Here is a 17,160-nt window from a genome sequence, read left to right on the forward strand (position 1 = left end):
CTGCGCAGTTCGGGAGCGGGCGTCTCGACAAAATCGGCCTGGCCCTGATTCGTCAGGAGGCCCGCCCCCTGATTGCGCAGTTCCCCGCGCCCCTGTGGTTGCTGCCCTGATCGGGCTGCCCCCGTGCCGGCCGGTCAGCCGGCCAGGCCGTGGCGGTGTGCGTAGAGGGCGGCGCGGAGGCGGTCGGAGTGGCCGGTCTTGCGCATGGCCTGGGTGAGGTGTTTCTTCACGGTGGCTTCGGCCAGGGCGAGTTCGCGTCCTATTTCGGCGTTGCTGAGCCCCAGGGCGAGTTTGGCGAGGACCTGGCGTTCCCGGGCGGTCAGGCCGACCTGTTGCGGTGGTGGTTCGGCGATGTGCCCGGGCGGGCCGGTCGGATGGGTGCGGGCGGCAGGTGGTGCCGGGAGGAACACCGATCCTCCGGCGGCGGCGAGTTGGACGGCCGCGATGATCCGGTCCTCCGGGAGGTCGAGCGGGAAGCAGCCGCTGGCGCCGGCCAGCAGCATCCGGCTGGCCTCGGCGGTCGATTCGGCGCGGCGCAGCAGGAGGACCCGGGCGTCGGGGGCGCCGTCCGGGCCGCGCAGTGCGGTGACGGCGGCGAGGTCCTCGCCGAGTCCGGCGCCCCGGCCGAGCAGCACCACGTCGGGACGGACCCGCCGTACCGCGGGGACGGCCCGGAGCGGGTCGGCGGCGGACCCGGCCACCGACAGCCCGGGCACGGTGGAGAGCACCGAGCGGAGCCCGGCGGCGGCCACCGGGTGGCGTTCCACCAGGAACACCCGTACGTCCGTGGCGCGGTGGCCGTCGCCGGGGCACATCGGGTGGCCGCAGGTGCAGTCGGCGGCCACCGGGGCGGGTCTGCCTGGGAGTTCGGGCGGGGGCGGTTCGGCGAGCAGCTGGTGGCCGGCGATCAGGTCGAGCGGGTTGTCGATCTCGGCGTGCAGGGCGTCCACCGGCGCCGGGGCGGCGGTGGGGCGCGGGGCGCGCCGGATCGGGTGCCGGCAGCCCCGCGGGCCGGCCGGCCTGGTCAGTGCGGCCATCGCGAACCCCCCTGCGCGGAGGGCGAGTCGGTGTGGTGCGGCATGGCGGAGCGGTCCCCTCGGAGGTGGCGGGCCGGCCGGGCGGGCACGGCGCAACGGCAGGGACCTGCCGGCGGGGCTCCGGGCTGCGGAGCCGGCGGGCGGTCCCGGGACGGGAGGGGCGCCGGCCGGGCGGCGGCGAACGCCGGGCGGTCAGCGCGGGGCGCGCTGCGGACACAGCTCGTCGAAGCACCTGCGGTGCCACGAGCCGCCGATCCCGACCAGGGTGAAGTCGGTCCGCCGAGAAGCCATGACAGCAACCCTAGGTGCGGCTCTTGCAGCAGGTCAAGGACGGGACGGGGCCCCGCCCGGCCGGGCATCCCGGTCGGGTGTACCCCCCCGTCACGGCAGCCGATCCTGTGACCGGCGGTATCAGCATGAACTCCTGACTGGTTGTCCGCCGCTTCCGTCCGCAACCTTCCTCACAGTGAACGCCGCAGGTCGCGGCCGTCCGTACCGCCCTCGGAAGGATGCCCCTGCCCATGTCCGCCCCCGCCCGCCGGCCCGCCGCCGGACCGTCCGGGTCTCCCGCTCGCCTCCGGGCCCTCCCGACCCGGAGGGCCGGTGGGTGACCCGGTTCCTGCTCCGCCGCCTGCTGCTGGCCGTGCCGACGCTGCTCGGGGTGACCGCGGTGGTGTTCGCCACCGTGGCGCTCGTTCCCGGCGATCCGGTGGCCGCCTTCCTCGGGCCCGGCGCCCCGCCGGAGGCCCGCCGCGAGCTCTCCGAACGCCTGGGCCTGGACGAGCCGTTGCCGGTCCGGTACCTGGCCTGGCTGCGGCACGCGCTGTCCGGTGACCTCGGCACCTCGATCTCCGACCAGCGCCCGGTCGGGCAGCTGCTGCTCCCGGCGCTCGGCCAGACGCTGACGCTCACCGCAGCCGCTTTCCTGCTGGTGCTGGTGGGCGGGGTGGTGCTGGGTGCGTGCGGTGCGCTGCGGCCGCGCGGCCCGCTCGGCCGGCTGTCCGGCGGCCTGTCGACGCTGGCGGTGTCCGCGCCGCAGTACTCGGTGGCGCTGCTGCTGATCGCCGTCCTCGCGGTGCGGCTGCGCTGGCTGCCGGCCGGCGGCACGCACGACGTGTTCGGCGACGGCGGCCCGGCCGACCTCGCCAGGCACCTGGTGCTGCCGGCGGTCGCCGCGGCGCTGGTGCCGCTCGGCCTGACCGCCAGGGTGTTCCGGGCGGCGCTCGGCTCGGTGCTGGCCGGGGACCTCGCGGACGGCCTGCGGGCCCGCGGCCTGGGCCGTGCGGCCGTGCTGCGGCACTGCGTGCACAACGCCTCGCCGGCCCTGCTGACCATCGGCGGCCTGCAACTCGCCTACCTGCTGGAGGGGGTGGTCTTCGTGGAGACCCTGTTCGCCTGGCCGGGCCTCGGCCGGCTGCTGTACGACGCGCTCGCCGCCCGCGACCTGCCGCTGATCCAGGGCGGGGTGCTGGTCGTCGCCACCGCCTTCGTCGGCGTGAACATCCTGGTCGACACCGCGCACGCCGCCGTCGACCCGCGGACGAGGAGCTGAGATGGCCCGCAGCGCACTGCGCGACCCCGCCGTCGCCGTCCCCGCCGCCCTCGCCCTGCTGGTCGTCCTGCTCGCCGTCGCGGCGCCGCTGGCGGCCCCGTACGACCCGACCGCCGGCCGGCTGCAGGACCGGCTGCTCGACCCGGGCAGCCCCGGCCACCTGCTGGGCACCGACGGCCAGGGCCGCGACCTGCTCAGCCGGCTGATCTGGGCCGGCCGGGCCTCGCTCACCGGTGCCCTGGTGCCGGTGGCCGCCGCCACCGCCGCCGGCACCCTGCTCGGCGTCGCGGCGGGCCTCGGCGGGCGGGTCCTCGAGCAGGCGCTGCTGCGCAGCCTGGACGTGCTGTACGCGTTCCCCGGGGTGCTGCTGGCGATCGCCGTCGCCACCCTGCTGCGGCCCGGCCTCGGGGCGACCGTCCTCGCGCTGTCGGTGGTGCTCACCCCCGCGGTCGCCCGGGTCGCCTTCACCGAGGTCCGGCGCATCCGCACCGCCGAGTACCTGGAGGCCGCCCGGGTCTCCGGGGCCGGCCCGCTCGCCCTGGTGCTGCGCCAGGTGGTGCCGGTGGTCGCCCCGGTGGTGCTCGTCTACGCCTCCTCGCTGGTCGGCCTGGCCGTGGTGTACGCCGCGGGGCTGTCCTTCCTCGGCCTGGGCGCCGCCCCGCCCACCCCCGAGTGGGGCGCCATGCTCGACGAGCTGCGGCCCGCCCTGTTCACCCACCCGTGGCCCGCGGTGCTGCCCGGCCTGGCAGTGCTGGCCGTCTCGGTGGTGTTCAACACCCTGGGCGAGGTGCTGCGGCAGCGGATCGGCGACCGCGGCGCGCTGCTGCCGGAGGCCGTCCGATGAGCCTGCTGGAGATCGAGGAACTCACCGTCGCGTACCCGGGCGGTGTCCGGGCCGCCGACGGGGTGTCGCTCACCCTGGCCGCGGGCGCGGCCCTGGTGCTGCTCGGCGAGTCCGGGAGCGGCAAGACCACCGTCGCCCGCACCGTCCTCGGCCTGCCCGGCCGCGGCGCCGCCGTCACCGGCCGGGTCCGGCTGGCCGGCACCGACCTGCTCGGCCTGGACGAGCGGGCGCTCGGCCGGGTGCGGGGCCGCCGCATCGGCTACGTCCCGCAGGACCCGGCCGCCGTGCTGGACCCGCTGCGCCGGATCGGCCCGCAGCTGGCCGAGGTGCTGCGCCGGCACCGGGTCGCCGACTCGCGCAGGGCCGCCCGCGCGGACGCCGTCCGGCTGCTCGCCACCGCGGGCGTGCCCGACCCGGAGCGGGTCGCGCGGTCCTACCCGCACGAGCTGTCGGGCGGGCTGCGGCAGCGCGCGGCGATCGCCGTCGCCGTCTCCTGCGGGCCCGAACTGCTGGTCGCGGACGAGCCGACCACCGCCCTGGACGCCCTCGTCCGCGGCCGCATCCTCGACCTGTTCGCCACCCTGCGCGCCGACTGCGGGATCGCCCTGCTGCTGGTCACCCACGACCTTGCGGTCGCCCGGCGGGTCGGCGGCGCCGTCGCGGTGATGCAGGAAGGGCGGATCGTCGAACGCGGCCCGGCCGACCGGGTGCTCGAGGAGCCGGAGCACGCCTTCACCGCGGCCCTGGTCGCCGCCGAACCGGGAGCCCGCCGATGACCGCCCGCCCCGCACTGCTGCAGCTCGACCGGGTGGCCAAGCACTACGGCCGGCGCACCGCCCTGGACGGCGTCAGCCTCGCCCTCGCGCCCGGCGAGACCGTCGGCCTGGTCGGCGAGTCCGGCTCCGGCAAGTCCACCCTGGCGCGGCTCGCCCTCGGCCTGCTCGCCCCCGACGCCGGCACCGTCCGCTTCGCCGGCCACGACCCGTACCGGCTGCGCGGCCGCGGCGCCCGGGCCGTCCGGGCCCGGCTGCAGTTCGTGCCGCAGCATCCGCGCGGTTCCCTCAATCCCGCCCTGCGGGCCGGCGAGGCGGTCGCCTTCGCGCTGCGCCTGCACGGCACCCCGCGCCGCGAGCGGCCGGAGGCCGTCGCCCGGCTGTTCCGGCAGGTCGGCCTCGACCCGCAACTGGCCCGCCGCCACCCGAGGGAGCTCTCCGGCGGGCAGCTGCAGCGGGTCGCCGTGGCCCGCGCCCTGGCCACCGGCCCCGACCTGGTGGTCTGCGACGAGCCGACCTCCGCCCTGGACCGCAGCGCCCAGGCCCGGCTGCTCGACCTGCTCACCGGCCTGCGGGAGAGCGCCGGGATCGGCTACCTGTTCATCTCCCACGACCTGGCCGTCGTCCGGCAGCTGGCCCACCGGGTGCTCGTCCTGCGGCACGGCCGGGTGGTGGAGGAGGGCCCCGCCGCCGACCTCTGGGACGCCCCGGCCCACCCGTACACCCGCGCGCTGATCGAGGCCGCCACCGGCCGTCCGGCCGCCCCCTGACCACTCCTCCCGCACCGTCGCACACCCACTGCACCGAGAACGAGGAATCGCCATGACGCACCGTCACGTCCACCCCGTCCGCTCCAGAGCCGGCGCGCTGTCGGCCGCCGCCGTCCTGTTCGCGGCCGCCGGCTGCGCCTCCGGCACCACCGCAGCCCCCGGCGACGCGGCCGGCGGCGCGGGCCACGGCGGGACGCTCGTCATCGGCGCCACCGGCAAGCTGCCCAACCCCGACACCGTCATCGGCGGCGCCGGCTTCGAGGGCAAGCGCCTGGTCGGCTTCCAGATCTACGAGGGCCTCACCCGCTACGAACTGCTCAAGGACACCGATAGGCCGCCCGTCGTCACCGGCGCCCTCGCCGAGTCATGGCAGGTCGCCGCCGACGCGAAGACCTGGACCTTCACCCTGCGCAAGGGCGTCCTCTTCCAGGACGGCACCCCCTTCGACGCCGACGCCGTCGTCTTCAATCTGGACCGCTACCTCGACAAGAAGAGCCCCGAGTACACCGACGCCCTCGGCGCCGCCGCCAAGGAGTACGCCGGCAGCATCGCCTCCTACCGCAAGACCGACGCCGACCACGTCGAACTCGTCACCAAGGAGCCCAACGGCCACTTCCCCGAGGACCTGGCGCACGTCCTGATCGCCAGCCCCACCGCCGTGAAGAAGACCGGCTCCGCGAACTTCTCCCAGCACCCGGTCGGTACCGGCCCGTTCGCGTTCTCCTCGCAGGCCGAGGGCAAGGAGATCGCCCTGGTCGCCAACAAGGCGTACTGGCGCGGCGCCCCCAGGCTCGACCGGCTGGTCGTCAAGTCGCTGCCGGACGCCGCCGCCCGCACCGCCGCGCTGCGCTCCGGCGGCGTCAACTGGATCGAGTACCCGAACCCCGACGACATCGACAGCCTCAGGGCCGACGGGGTGCAGATCGCCACCAACAGCTACGACCACCTCTGGTACTGGATCCTCGACACCGCGAAGGCACCCTGGAGCGACCCGCGGGTCCGCCGCGCCGCCAACTACGCCATCGACCGCAAGGCGATCGCCGAGAAGCTGCTGCACGGCACCGCAGACCCCGCCTACCAGGCCGCGCCCCGCGCCACCGCCGCCTACGACCCGGCCGGCGACACCTACTCCTACGACCCCGCCAAGGCCAGGCAGCTGCTCGCCGAGGCGGGTCTCGCCGACGGTTTCTCCACCTCGGTGACCGTGCCGACCGGCGGCTCAGGCAACCTGCTGCCGGTGCCGATCGCCGAGGCCCTGCAGCGCGACCTCGCCGCCGTCGGCATCAAGGTCGAACTGCGCACCACCGACTGGTCCACGCTGATCGGTGCGGAGGCCAAGGGCCAGGTCGCCCTGGGCTCGGACGCCATCGCCCAGTCCACCACGCTCTTCCAGTCCGAGGCGCTGCTGCCGCTCTTCATCGGCTCCAAGAGCCCGTTCTGGACGGGCCACTACGCCAACCCGCAGGTGGACGCGCTGCTGGCGAGCGCCTCCGCCTCGCCCGACCGGCCGAAGCGGCAGGCCGACCACCGCAAGGCACTGTCGCTGGTCACCCAGGACGCGCCGTGGCTGTTCGTGGTCAACGACCGCAACCCGCGGGCCCTTTCGCCCAAGGTCGAGGGGCTCGTCCAGCCGCAGTCCTGGTTCCTCGACCTCACCACCGTCCGCGTCCGCGCCTGACAGCGCGCCGCCCCGCACCGAACGAACCACCCCAGGAAGGACGTCCGCCGCCATGACCGCCCCGTACGAACCGCACGGCCGCACCCCGGCCGCACCGCCGAAGTGGGGCATCACCCTGCCGCTGCCGGGACTCACCATCGACCGGCACCGCTTCCTCGTCGAACGGCTCCCCGACCTCGGCTACACCGACGTCTGGAGCGCGGAGGGCGGCGGCACCGACGCCTTCACCCCGCTGGCCGCCACCGCCGCCTGGTCCCCGGGCCTGCGCATCGCCACCGGCATCGTCCCGGTGCACACCCGGGGGCCGGCGGTGCTCGCCCAGACCGCCGCCACCCTCGCCCAACTCGCCCCCGGACGCGTACTGCTGGGCATCGGAGCCTCCGTCCCGGCGCACGTCACCGACATCAACGGCATCCCCTTCGACGAACCCTTCAAGCGCACCCGCGACGTGCTGCGCTTCGTCACCCGGGCGCTGCGCGGCGAGCACATCGCCGGGGACTTCGACACCTTCTCCATCACCGGCTACCGGCTGCCGCACCCGCCCGCCGAGCCGGTCAAGGTGATCCTCGGGGCACTGCGCCCCGGCATGCTCCGGCTCGGCTTCACCGAGGGGGACGGCGCCATCACCAACCTGCTGCTCCCCAAGGACCTGCCGACCGTGCTGAACGCCGTCGGACCGCAGCCGCCCGGCAAGGAACTCGTCGTCAAGGTCTTCGTCTGCCCCACCGAGGACACCGACTACGCCCACCGGGCCAGCCGCCCGTTCCTCGCCTGGATCCTCAACCGGGAGCCCTACCGCAAGTTCCACGAGTGGCTGGGCAACGGCGAACTCCTCGCCGAGACCCACGAACGGTGGGCGGCCGGCGACACCGAGGGCGCCCAGAAGGCGCTGCCGGACGAGGCCGTCGACGGCCTGTTCATCAGCGGCTCCCCGGAGGAGTGCCGCGAACGCATCCTGCAGTACCACCTGCCCGGCGTCACCACCATCCAGCTGTACGTCTCGCTGCCGCCCGAGGTCTTCGTCAGCCGGGCCCGCCTGCTCGACACCCTCGCCCGGCTCGGCCCCGCCGCCGGCTGACCCCACTTCGACCCGCGGAGGTCCCCCGATGGAACTGGAGATCCGAGGCGGCGTCCGCGCCGCCCCGCTGCCCGGCCGCACCCCGCAGGAGCGGCAGGCGCTGCGCCACGCCCCCGACCCGCGGGACCGCACCGCCGACCCGGCGCACGTCGTCCGCACCGCCCGCGAACTGGAGGAGGACGGGCTGGACAGCGCCCTGGTGGTGCAGTCCAGCTCCTGGCCCGACCCGTGGCTGGTGGCGGGCTGGGCGCTGGCCGCCACCACCCGGCTGCGGACCGCCGTCGCCCACCGCGTCGGCACCACCGCCCCCACCGCCGCGGCCCGCTCGCTGGCCACCCTGGACCGCCTCTCCGGCGGACGCGCCGCGGCCCACGTGATCGTCGGCTCCAGCGACCTCGACGTCGCCCGCGACGGCGACCTGCTCGGCAAGGCCGACCGCTACCGCCGGGCCGGCGAGTACCTGGAGGTGTTCCGCCGCTACCTGGCGGCGGAGCAGGACTTCGACTTCGACGGCGAGTTCTACCGGGTGCACGGCGCCCGGCCCGGCCTGCGGCCCCGGCCCGGCGGCGAACTGCTCTCCTTCGGCGGCTCCTCCCCGGAGGGCGTCGCCCTCGCCGCCCGGCACGCGGACGTGTACGCGGTGGGCCCGCTGCCGCTGCCCGACACCCGCCGCCGGATCGCCGAGGTCCGCGCCGCAGCCGCCGCGCACGGCCGCACCCTGCGGATCTGGCGGCACGTCACCGTCGTCCTCGACGACACCGACGAGCGCGCCCGGGACCGCGTCCGGCGCCTGCGCCGCGACGCCCTGCGGCTCACCGCGGGACCGGACGCCCACCGCTGGACGGAGGCCGTCCAGCTCGACCGCGACCGCGAACGCGGCCGGTCCGACCCCGGGCACGGCCCGGACCAGGTCGCCGCCTACGTCCGCCGCTCGCTCGCCGCCGCCCACACCGGCTCCCCGGACACCGTCGCCGACCGGATCGGGCTGCTGCGCTCGGCCGGCGTGGACATCGTCCAGCTCGACCTGCCGACCGAGACCGACCACGACCGCGAACTGCGCCGCGCCCTGGTCGCCCGCCTCCGGCACGGCAGCCGCCTCCCGGCCGCCCGCCGCGGCTGGTAGCCGGCCCGCCGATCCCGGAAGGAACACCCGTGACAGCCTCCGTGCACGACCCCGCCGGGCGGATCGTCGTCAGCGGCTCCATCGCCACCGACCACCTGATGGTCTTCCCCGGGTCGATCACCGACCAGCTGCTGCCCGACCGGCTCGACCGGGTCTCACTGTCCTTCCTGGTGGAGGACCTGGAGGTACGGCGCGGCGGGGTGGGCGCCAACATCGCCGTCGGCCTCGGCCGGCTCGGGCTCGCCCCGGTGCTGGTCGGCGCGGCCGGGGCCGACCACGCCGAGTACGACGCCTGGCTGCGCGCCAACGGCGTCGACACCGCCGGGGTGCTGACCGTGCCCGACCTCCTCACCGCCCGGTTCCTGTGCACCACCGACCGGGACCAGAACCAGATCGCCTCCTTCCACCCCGGCGCCATGGCCCGTGCCGCGACCGTCCGGCTCCGCGAGGTGCTGGCCCGCACCGGCCCCGCCCGGCTGGTGCTGATCGGCCCGGACGACCCGGCGGCCATGCGGCACCGGACGCAGGAGTGCCGGGACGCCGGCATCCCGTTCGCGGCGGACCCGTCCCAGCAGCTCGCCCGGCTCTCCGCCGAGGAGGCCGTGCACCTCGTCACTGGCGCCGAGCTGCTGTTCACCAACGCCTACGAGCGGGAACTGCTGCTGCACCGGACCGGGCTGACCGGGGCCCAGGTGCTCGACCGGGTCGGCAGCTGGATCACCACACTGGGGGCCGACGGCGTCCGCACCGAGCGCCGCGGCGAGCCGCCCGTCGAGACCGCCCCGCCGCCCGAGCGGGCCAGGGCCGACCCCACCGGCGTCGGCGACGCCTTCCGGGCCGGCTTCCTGGCGGCCACGGTGTGGCAACTGCCCGTCCTCACCGCCGCCCGGGTCGGCTGCCAGCTCGCCACCCTGGCCCTGGAGGCCGTCGGCACCCAGGAGTACCGCTTCGACCCGGCCGACTTCCTGCACCGGCTCGCCGACGCCTACGGGCCCGCGACGGCCGGGGCCGTCCGGCCGCACCTGCCGGCCCGTTCCGCGATACGCTCGAAAGGTAATCCAGCGCCCGCCGGTCCTTCCTCGGACAGCTCGACCGCAGCGGCCGGAACATGACTCTGTCGCTCGAGGTTGTGCCGCTCCCGGCGCATGTCGCGACCCGTCGGATTCGACGAGTTCAGTGAGCCGAGATCAATTCCCATGGACCTCAACACCATCACCGAAGTCGTGCGGCGACCGGCCGACCACCCGGGCGCGGACTGGCGCGAGGGCGACGCCTGGCTCGCCGGCGGAACATGGCTGTACTCCGTGGAGCAGCCGCACCTCAACCGCCTGATCGACCTGACGTCGTTACGCTGGGATCCGCTCGTCCCGAGCGACACGGGTCTCGCCATCGGCGCCACGTGCACCGTCCGTGACCTCCACGCCTTCGAGCCGCCCGCCGACTGGACGGCAGGCCCCCTCCTGGCGACGAGCTGCGAGGCGTTCCTGTCCTCGTTCAAGGTCTGGAACTCGGCGACCGTCGGCGGCAACATCTGCATGTCGCTGCCGGCCGGCCCGATGATCACGCTGACGGTCGCACTCGAGGCGACGTACGAACTGTGGGCCCGCGACGGGTCGGTGCGCACCGTCGACGCCCACGACTTCGTCACCGGCAACAACCGGAACGTCCTCGAGCCCGGGGAGATCCTGCGGCGCATCGACATTCCCGCGCGCGCCCTGAGGAAACGGGCTGCGCACCGCCGCTTCTCGCTGACCCGCCTGGGCCGTTCGACGGTCTTCCTCATCGGCACCCGGACGCCGGGAACGGGCGACCTGCTGCTCACCGTCACCGCCGGCACCACGCGGCCGGTGCGCCTGGCCTTCGACACCGTGCCCGACGCCGACGCGCTGCGGCGCAGCGTGGACGCGATCCCCGACGACGTCTGGTTCGCGGATCCCAACGGGACCCCCGACCACCGCCGCCACCTGACACAGCACTTCGCCGAAGAGATTCGCCGCGAACTCACAGCCGGGGGCCCGGCATGACCTACATCGTGAACGGCAGGGGCTTCGACGAGGAACCGGCCCCCGGCCAGTGCCTTCGCACCTTCCTCCGGCAACTCGGCCACCACGGCGTCAAGAAGGGCTGTGACGCGGGCGACTGCGGCGCCTGCACGGTGTGGCTGGACGGCAGTCCGGTGCACAGCTGCATCACCCCCGCCTTCCGTGCGGAGGGCCGTGAGGTGACGACGATCGAGGGTCTCGGATCACCGGGGAACCTGCATCCCGTGCAGCGCCGGTTCCGTGACGCCCCGGGCTTCCAGTGCGGTTTCTGCACCGCAGGGATGATCATGACGTCCGCCACCTTCACCGAGGCCCAGAAGGAGGACCTGCCGAGGGCGTTGAAGGGCAACCTCTGCCGCTGCACGGGCTATCGGGCGATCGAGGACGCCGTGCGGGGCGTCGCCGGCGTGGAGACGGCCGTGCCCGGCAAGGCCGTCGGGACGAGCGTCGGTGCGCCGGCGGCCAACGACGTGGTGACCGGTCGCGCCGAGTTCACGATGGACACGCACATCGACGGCATGCTGCACCTCAAGGTCCTGCACTCGCCGCATGCGCACGCCCGGATCGTCTCGATCGACAAGACCGCCGCACTCGCCGTCCCCGGGGTGCAGCGGGTCTACACCTGGGAGGACGTGCCGCGCAAGCGCTTCACCACGGCGATCCACACCGACCACCTCGTCGATCCGGACGACACCTTCGTCCTCGACGACACGGTGCGCTTCGTCGGCCAGCGCGTCGCCGCCGTCCTGGCCGACACGGTCGCGGCGGCGGAGGAGGGCTGCCGGAGGGTCGTCGTCGACTACGAACCCCTGCCGGCGGTGTTCGACCCCGAGGAGGCCATGGCCGAGGGGGCGCCGCAGCTGCACGGCACGGCGGATCCCTTCGTCCGCGATCCCGTCCACAACATCCTGCTCGAGCTCCATTCGCACATCGGTGACGTCGAGGCGGGGTTCGCCGAGGCCGACGTGGTCCACGAAGGCACGTACTCCTCACCGCGGGTGCAGCACGCGCACCTCGAGACCCACGGATCGATCGCCTGGATGGAGGGCGGCCGTCTGAACGTCCGCACCAGTTCGCAGTCGCCGTCCATCGCGAAGGTCAAACTCGCCTACCTCTTCGCGTTGCGCCCGGACCAGCTCCGGGTGTTCTGCAAGCGCGTCGGCGGAGGCTTCGGCGGCAAGCAGGAGGTGATCTCGGAGGACCTGGTCGCGCTCGCCACCCTGGACACCGGCCGGCCGGTCTGCTTCGAGTACACCCGCGAGGAGGAGTTCACCACCGCCTCGCCCAGGCATCCGATGACGCTGACGGTCAGGCTCGGCGCGAAGGCGGACGGAACGCTCACGGCGTTCCAGGTCCGCAACGTGTCGAACACGGGCGCCTACGGCAACCACGGCGGCGAGACGCTGTTCGCGGGCGGCGCGGCCGTCATGATCTACCGCTGCCCCAACAAGAAGTACGACGCCTTCTCCGTCTACACGAACACCGTTCCGAGCGGGGCCCTGCGCGGCTACGGGATGACGCAGCCGGCGTTCGCCGTGGAGTCGGCGATGGACGAGCTGGCCCGCGCGTTGCACATGGACCCGCTCGAGCTGCGGCGGCGCAACATCGTGCGCCCGGGCGATCCGCTCGTCGCCCTGCACGACGGCCCCGACGACGTGATGTTCACCGAGGACGGACTCGGGAAGTGCATCGATCTGGTGGACGAGGCCCTGGCCCGTACGGCCGACGGGCCGCCGCCCGGTCCGGAGTGGCTCGTCGGGACGGGCGTGGCGAGTTCGCTGCACGAGACCGCGCCCCCGACCGACCACATCTCGGAGGCCTGGGTCACGCTCGGCGACGACCTCGTCTACGAGTTGTCCGTCGGGACGGTCGAGTTCGGCGAGGGCACCTCGACCGCCCATGTGCAGATCGCGGCCGACCAGTTGGGCACGACGCCGTCGCGGATCCGCCTGGTCCAGTCCGACACCGACCGCACGGGGTTCGACACCGGCGCCTTCGCGAGCGCCGGCCTCTTCGTGGCGGGCAACGCGGTACTGCGGGCGGCCGGCGCCGTGCGCGACCGCATCCTGGAGTTCGCCGCCGCGCACACGGGCGTCCACCTCGTCCTGTGCTCGATGGACGACGACGGTGTCGTCTGCGGCGACCGGCGGGTGTCGCTCGCCGAGCTCGTCGCACTGGCCCGGGCGCGCGGGATCCGCTTCACCGCCGCCCGCAGGGCCTACGGGTCGCCCCGGAGCGTCACCTCCAACACGCAGGGGTTCCGGATCGCCGTCCACCGGGTGACGGGCGAGATCCGGATCCTCCACAGCGTCCAGGCGACCGATGCCGCCGTGGTGATCAACCCCGCACAGGTCCGCGGGCAGGTGGAGGGCGGTGTCGCCCAGGGGATCGGCTTCGCGCTGACCGAGAACCACCACGTCGACGCCGACGGAGTCATGGTCAACCCGAACTTCCGCAACTACCGCATCCCCACGTACGCCGACGTCCCCCGCACCGACGTGCTCCTGGTGGGGTCGTCGGACTCCTTCGGGCCCATGAGGTCCAAGGGGATGGCGGAGTGCTGCATCAACCCGGTGGCCCCGGCGCTGGCGAACGCGCTCCACGACGCCACGGGCGTCCGCCACCGCGCGCTGCCGCTGACCCCGGAACGGATCTACAGCCGGCTCGCCGAGAGCAGGTCGGCGCCGACGGGCCGGGCGACATGAGCACCGAAGAGCGCAACGGCGCCACGGCAACGGCCATCATCGGCCAGAAGGTCCGGCCCGGACGGGACCGGGAGTACGCGACGTGGCAGCTGGACGTCAACAGCGCCGCCGCCGACTACGCCGGGTACCTCGGCGCCGAGATCTCCCCGCCGACGTCCCTGCAGCCCGACTGGGTCGTCGTGTACCGGTTCGACTCGATCGCCCACCTGCAGGCGTGGATCAACAGCGCCACCCGGCAGACGCTGCTCGACGTCGGCCGCGGCTATTTCGACGGCCCCGGCACCCAGCAGGTGGTCAGCGGCGGCACCAAGCCGGCGGATCCGCTGGTGACCATGGTGGTCACCCACCGCGTCCACCCGAACCACGTCGACGACTTCCTCGCCTGGCAGCACCGCATGAGCCAGGAGGAGAGCACCTTCGAGGGCTACCGCGGCACCGAGCTCTTCCGCCCGATCGAGGGGCTGCAGGAGGAGTGGACCACGCTGTACCGGTTCGACAACGCCGAGCACCTCGACGCCTGGCTGACGTCGGCCGAACGGCGGGAGATCCTCGCCGAGGGCAGGAAGTTCAACGAGTTCAAACTGCACACGATCGACAACTCGTTCGGCAGCTGGTTCGCCTTCGAGGAGAACGGCAGGGAAGCGCCGCCGCCCTCGGAGGCCAAGACCGCCCTCGCGGTCTGGGTCGGCCTCTACCCCACCGTGGTGCTGCTGACGCTCGCCCTGTCGCCGCTGCACATGCCGTTCTGGCTCGGGCTGCTCGTGGGCAACCTGCTGTCGAGCTTCATCATGACCTTCCTCACGATGCCGTACTACGTGAACCGGCTGCTCAAACGGTGGCTGCGGCCGAGGCCCGACGAGCCGGCGGCGAGGACCAACCGCATCGGCCTCGGCATCGTCGCCGCGGCGACCGTGTTCTGGGTCGCGGTCTTCTACCTGGTCACGGTCCAGTTCTGGACGCTGCCCTGATCTGCCGGGCGCCGGTCCGCGGCGCCTGCGCGCACCTGCTCCGGTGTGGGGAAGGCCCGTTCGGGAGCGGGTGCGCGGCGTCCCCGCCCGGCCAGCCGGCAGCCGAGGCAGTCCGAATGGCCGTGGCGGGCTTCGGGGTCGCGAAGGCGCCAGTCGCGGCGTCCGTGGGGCCGCGGGCCGGTGGCCTTGCCCCAGCCGGCGAGGTGCAGCAGCCAGGTGGTGAGGGCGGCGGCGGGCAGTGCCGCCAGGCCGAGCCGGAGGAAGCCGGTGGATCCGGCCGCGAAGGCGGTGCCGGCCACCGCCGTTCCGGCGATGGCGAGCAGTGAGCCGGTCCAGCCGGCGACGGTGTGCCCCATGTCGTGGTCGCCGTGTGCGCTCATGTCTCCTCGTTTGGTGTGATGGTGCCGTCGCCGCAGGCCCGCGGTTCGACGACTTTTTATCTCACGAGCTAAGTAACTTAGATGCTAAGGAGACTGTCCGTGGAAGGCAAGCCGCGCCCGGCAGCGACCCCCGAGCAGGCCCTGCACGCGATGGACCGGATGATCGCCACCGCCCACTTCGGGCAGCAGGACCTCGCGGCCCGGCTCGGCCTCAACACCACCGACCTGACCTGCATCGGCTTCCTCATCGAGGCGGAACTGGCGGGGGAGTCGCTGGCCGCCGGCGACCTCGCCGAACGCGCGCACCTCACGACCGGCGCCGTGACCGGTGTGCTGAACCGGCTGGAGCGGGCCGGGTACGCGCTCCGGCGGCCCGACCCGGCCGACCGCCGCAAGGTCAGGATCGCCATGGACCCCTCCGCCCAGGAGCGGATCATGCAGGCCTACGGCCCGTTCTACGCCCGGCTCGGCGCCCTCTTCGCCGACTACGGCCCGGAGGAGGTGGCCGTCCTGGCCGACTGGTTCGGGCGGGCCCGGGTGCTGATGCAGGAGTCCCTGGAGGAGATCCGCTCCGGCCTCTGACCTGCGCCGCGTCGCATCCGGAAAACCGATGGCGCCCCTCGCGGCCGCTCCTATACGTTGTACAAGTCTTCTACACCGTACAAGAGCGGAGCCCGTATGACCCAGCCCCAGCGCCGACCGGACCGATGGGTGATCCTCGCGGTCATCTGTCTCGCGCAGCTCGTCGTGATCCTCGACAACACCATCCTCAACGTCGCCATCCCCTCCCTCACCGAGGAGCTGGGCGCCACCACCGCGCAGACCCAGTGGGTCATCGGCGCCTACTCGCTCGCCCAGGCCGGCCTGCTGATCGCCGCCGGCGGGCTCGCCGACCGGTACGGCCGCAAGCGGGTGCAGATGATCGGCCTCGCCCTGTTCGGCGCCGGCTCGCTGATCGCCGCCCTCGCCTCGAACCCCGGCCAGCTCATCGCCGCCCGGGCCGGCATGGGCGTCGGCGGCAGCCTGCTGCTCGCCACCAGCCTCGCCATCGTCGTCCGCACCTTCGACGCCGACGAGCAGCCCAAGGCCATCGCCGCCTGGACGGCCGTCGCCTCGCTCGGCGTCGCCCTCGGCCCGGTCATCGGCGGCGTGCTGCTCGCCCACTTCTGGTGGGGCTCCACCTTCCTGGTCAACCTGCCGGTGGCCGTGCTCGGCCTGATCGCCGTCGGCAGGCTCGTGCCCGAGTCCAAGGATCCGCGCGGCGACCGCCCCGACCTGCTCGGCGCCGTCCTCTCCACCGCCGGCCTCACCGGCCTGGTCTACGCCGTCATCCAGGGCCCCGGCTACGGCTGGACGGCCCCGCGCACCCTCGTCGCCGGCGGCCTCGGCCTGCTCTTCCTGCTGGCCTTCGGCCTGTGGGAGCGCCGCATCGAGCACCCGCTGCTCGACCTCGCGTTCTTCCGCAACGCCAGGTTCCGCGGCGCCGTGTCCGGCGGCGTCCTGGTCAGCTTCGGCATGGGCGGCTCGCTCTTCCTGCTCACCCAGCACCTGCAGTTCGTCCTCGACTACGGGCCGCTCGCCGCCGGCCTGCGCACCGCCCCCATGGCGCTCACCGTGGTCGCGCTCAACCTCACCGGCGCCGGAATGCGGCTCACCGCGAAGCTCTCGCCGCCGACCGCCATCGCCACCGGCCTGTCGCTGCTCGCCGGCGGCCTCGCCGCGATCGCCCTCTTCGGCCACGGCGGCTCCTACCCGGGAATCCTGCTCGGCCTGGTGATGATGGGCGCCGGTGTGGCCTGCGCGCAGCCCGCCATGGCCGGTGCGGTGATGACCTCCATCCCGCCGGAGAAGGCCGGCGTCGGCTCGGGACTGATGGGCACCCTCGGCGAGCTCGGCAACTCGCTCGGCGTCGCCGTCCTCGGCGCGGTGCTGACCGCCAACTTCGCGGGGGCGCTGCCGTCCGGCCTGCCGGAGTCCGCGGCCCGCTCGCTGCCGGACGCGCTCGCCGCCGGCGGCACCTCGCTGGCCGGGCGGATCCGCTCGGCCTTCGCGGACAGCCTGACCGCCGGCCAACTGATCGGTGCGGCCGCGGTGCTGGCCGGCGGCCTGGTCGCCGCCTGGCTGCTGGGCCGGGCCGCGGCGCAGCCGCCCGCGGCCTCCGCCCCGGCCGAGCCGGTCGCCCAGGCCGGCTGACCCGACCTCTACGATCG

At 74.3% G+C, this 17,160-nt stretch carries 15 protein-coding genes; 13 read left to right on the forward strand and 2 right to left on the reverse strand.

The genetic code is table 11. From position 1 onward, the window contains the following. Positions 1–134: 134 nt before the first annotated feature. Positions 135–1,037: a LuxR C-terminal-related transcriptional regulator gene (locus ACQ614_RS27675; RefSeq protein WP_431681472.1), complete on the reverse strand. Its 903-nt coding sequence runs from the start codon at positions 1,035–1,037 to the stop codon at positions 135–137. A 607-nt stretch (positions 1,038–1,644) separates the two neighbouring features. On the opposite strand from ACQ614_RS27675, the gene ACQ614_RS27680 reads away from it, so the two are divergent. The 11 genes from ACQ614_RS27680 (at position 1,645) to ACQ614_RS27730 (ending at position 14,570) form a co-directional block, all read left to right on the forward strand. Then, a complete protein-coding gene (locus tag ACQ614_RS27680; protein WP_431681473.1) occupies positions 1,645–2,589 on the forward strand; it encodes an ABC transporter permease in 945 nt (314 codons plus the stop codon). 1 nt (position 2,590) lies between these two features. Then, a complete protein-coding gene (locus tag ACQ614_RS27685; protein WP_431681474.1) occupies positions 2,591–3,433 on the forward strand; it encodes an ABC transporter permease in 843 nt (280 codons plus the stop codon). After that, on the forward strand, positions 3,430–4,209 hold the full coding sequence (locus ACQ614_RS27690; protein ID WP_431681475.1) for an ATP-binding cassette domain-containing protein: 780 nt from the start codon (positions 3,430–3,432) through the stop codon (positions 4,207–4,209). Before ACQ614_RS27685 ends, ACQ614_RS27690 begins: the two co-directional genes overlap by 4 nt. Further along, positions 4,206–4,976, forward strand: a complete 771-nt coding sequence (locus ACQ614_RS27695) for an ABC transporter ATP-binding protein (RefSeq protein WP_431681476.1) — start codon at positions 4,206–4,208, stop codon at positions 4,974–4,976. The genes ACQ614_RS27690 and ACQ614_RS27695 overlap by 4 nt, the downstream gene beginning before the upstream one ends. Before the next feature lie 52 nt (positions 4,977–5,028). Continuing rightward, positions 5,029–6,654: an ABC transporter substrate-binding protein gene (locus tag ACQ614_RS27700; protein ID WP_431681477.1), complete on the forward strand. Its 1,626-nt coding sequence runs from the start codon at positions 5,029–5,031 to the stop codon at positions 6,652–6,654. A 52-nt stretch (positions 6,655–6,706) separates the two neighbouring features. Beyond that, entirely contained in the window at positions 6,707–7,732 is a 1,026-nt protein-coding gene (locus ACQ614_RS27705; protein ID WP_431681479.1) for an LLM class F420-dependent oxidoreductase, read from the forward strand. Between the two features lie 28 nt (positions 7,733–7,760). Then, positions 7,761–8,855, forward strand: a complete 1,095-nt coding sequence (locus tag ACQ614_RS27710) for an LLM class flavin-dependent oxidoreductase (RefSeq protein WP_431681481.1) — start codon at positions 7,761–7,763, stop codon at positions 8,853–8,855. A gap of 98 nt (positions 8,856–8,953) precedes the next feature. Beyond that, positions 8,954–9,967 (forward strand): PfkB family carbohydrate kinase, encoded by a 1,014-nt coding sequence (locus tag ACQ614_RS27715; RefSeq protein ID WP_431684043.1) that lies wholly within the window; start codon positions 8,954–8,956, stop codon positions 9,965–9,967. A gap of 84 nt (positions 9,968–10,051) precedes the next feature. Next, positions 10,052–10,879 (forward strand): FAD binding domain-containing protein, encoded by an 828-nt coding sequence (locus ACQ614_RS27720; protein WP_431681482.1) that lies wholly within the window; start codon positions 10,052–10,054, stop codon positions 10,877–10,879. Then, positions 10,876–13,602 carry a molybdopterin-dependent oxidoreductase gene (locus ACQ614_RS27725; RefSeq protein WP_431681484.1) on the forward strand — a complete coding sequence of 909 codons (2,727 nt, stop codon included), beginning with the start codon at positions 10,876–10,878 and terminating at the stop codon, positions 13,600–13,602. Before ACQ614_RS27720 ends, ACQ614_RS27725 begins: the two co-directional genes overlap by 4 nt. Then, positions 13,599–14,570: an antibiotic biosynthesis monooxygenase gene (locus ACQ614_RS27730; protein WP_431681485.1), complete on the forward strand. Its 972-nt coding sequence runs from the start codon at positions 13,599–13,601 to the stop codon at positions 14,568–14,570. Before ACQ614_RS27725 ends, ACQ614_RS27730 begins: the two co-directional genes overlap by 4 nt. Here ACQ614_RS27730 and ACQ614_RS27735 read toward each other — a convergent pair. Beyond that, positions 14,534–14,950, reverse strand: a complete 417-nt coding sequence (locus ACQ614_RS27735; RefSeq protein ID WP_431681487.1) for an HGxxPAAW family protein — start codon at positions 14,948–14,950, stop codon at positions 14,534–14,536. The two genes, ACQ614_RS27730 and ACQ614_RS27735, sit on opposite strands and share 37 nt — an antisense overlap. A 99-nt stretch (positions 14,951–15,049) precedes the next feature. On the opposite strand from ACQ614_RS27735, the gene ACQ614_RS27740 reads away from it, so the two are divergent. Continuing rightward, positions 15,050–15,532 (forward strand): MarR family transcriptional regulator, encoded by a 483-nt coding sequence (locus ACQ614_RS27740; RefSeq protein WP_431681489.1) that lies wholly within the window; start codon positions 15,050–15,052, stop codon positions 15,530–15,532. A 96-nt stretch (positions 15,533–15,628) separates the two neighbouring features. Continuing rightward, entirely contained in the window at positions 15,629–17,143 is a 1,515-nt protein-coding gene (locus ACQ614_RS27745) for an MFS transporter (RefSeq protein WP_431681490.1), read from the forward strand. Positions 17,144–17,160: the final 17 nt, after the last annotated feature.

Origin of the sequence: Kitasatospora dryopteridis (assembly GCF_050749075.1) — a bacterium.
Taxonomy (GTDB): Bacteria; Actinomycetota; Actinomycetes; order Streptomycetales; family Streptomycetaceae; genus Kitasatospora.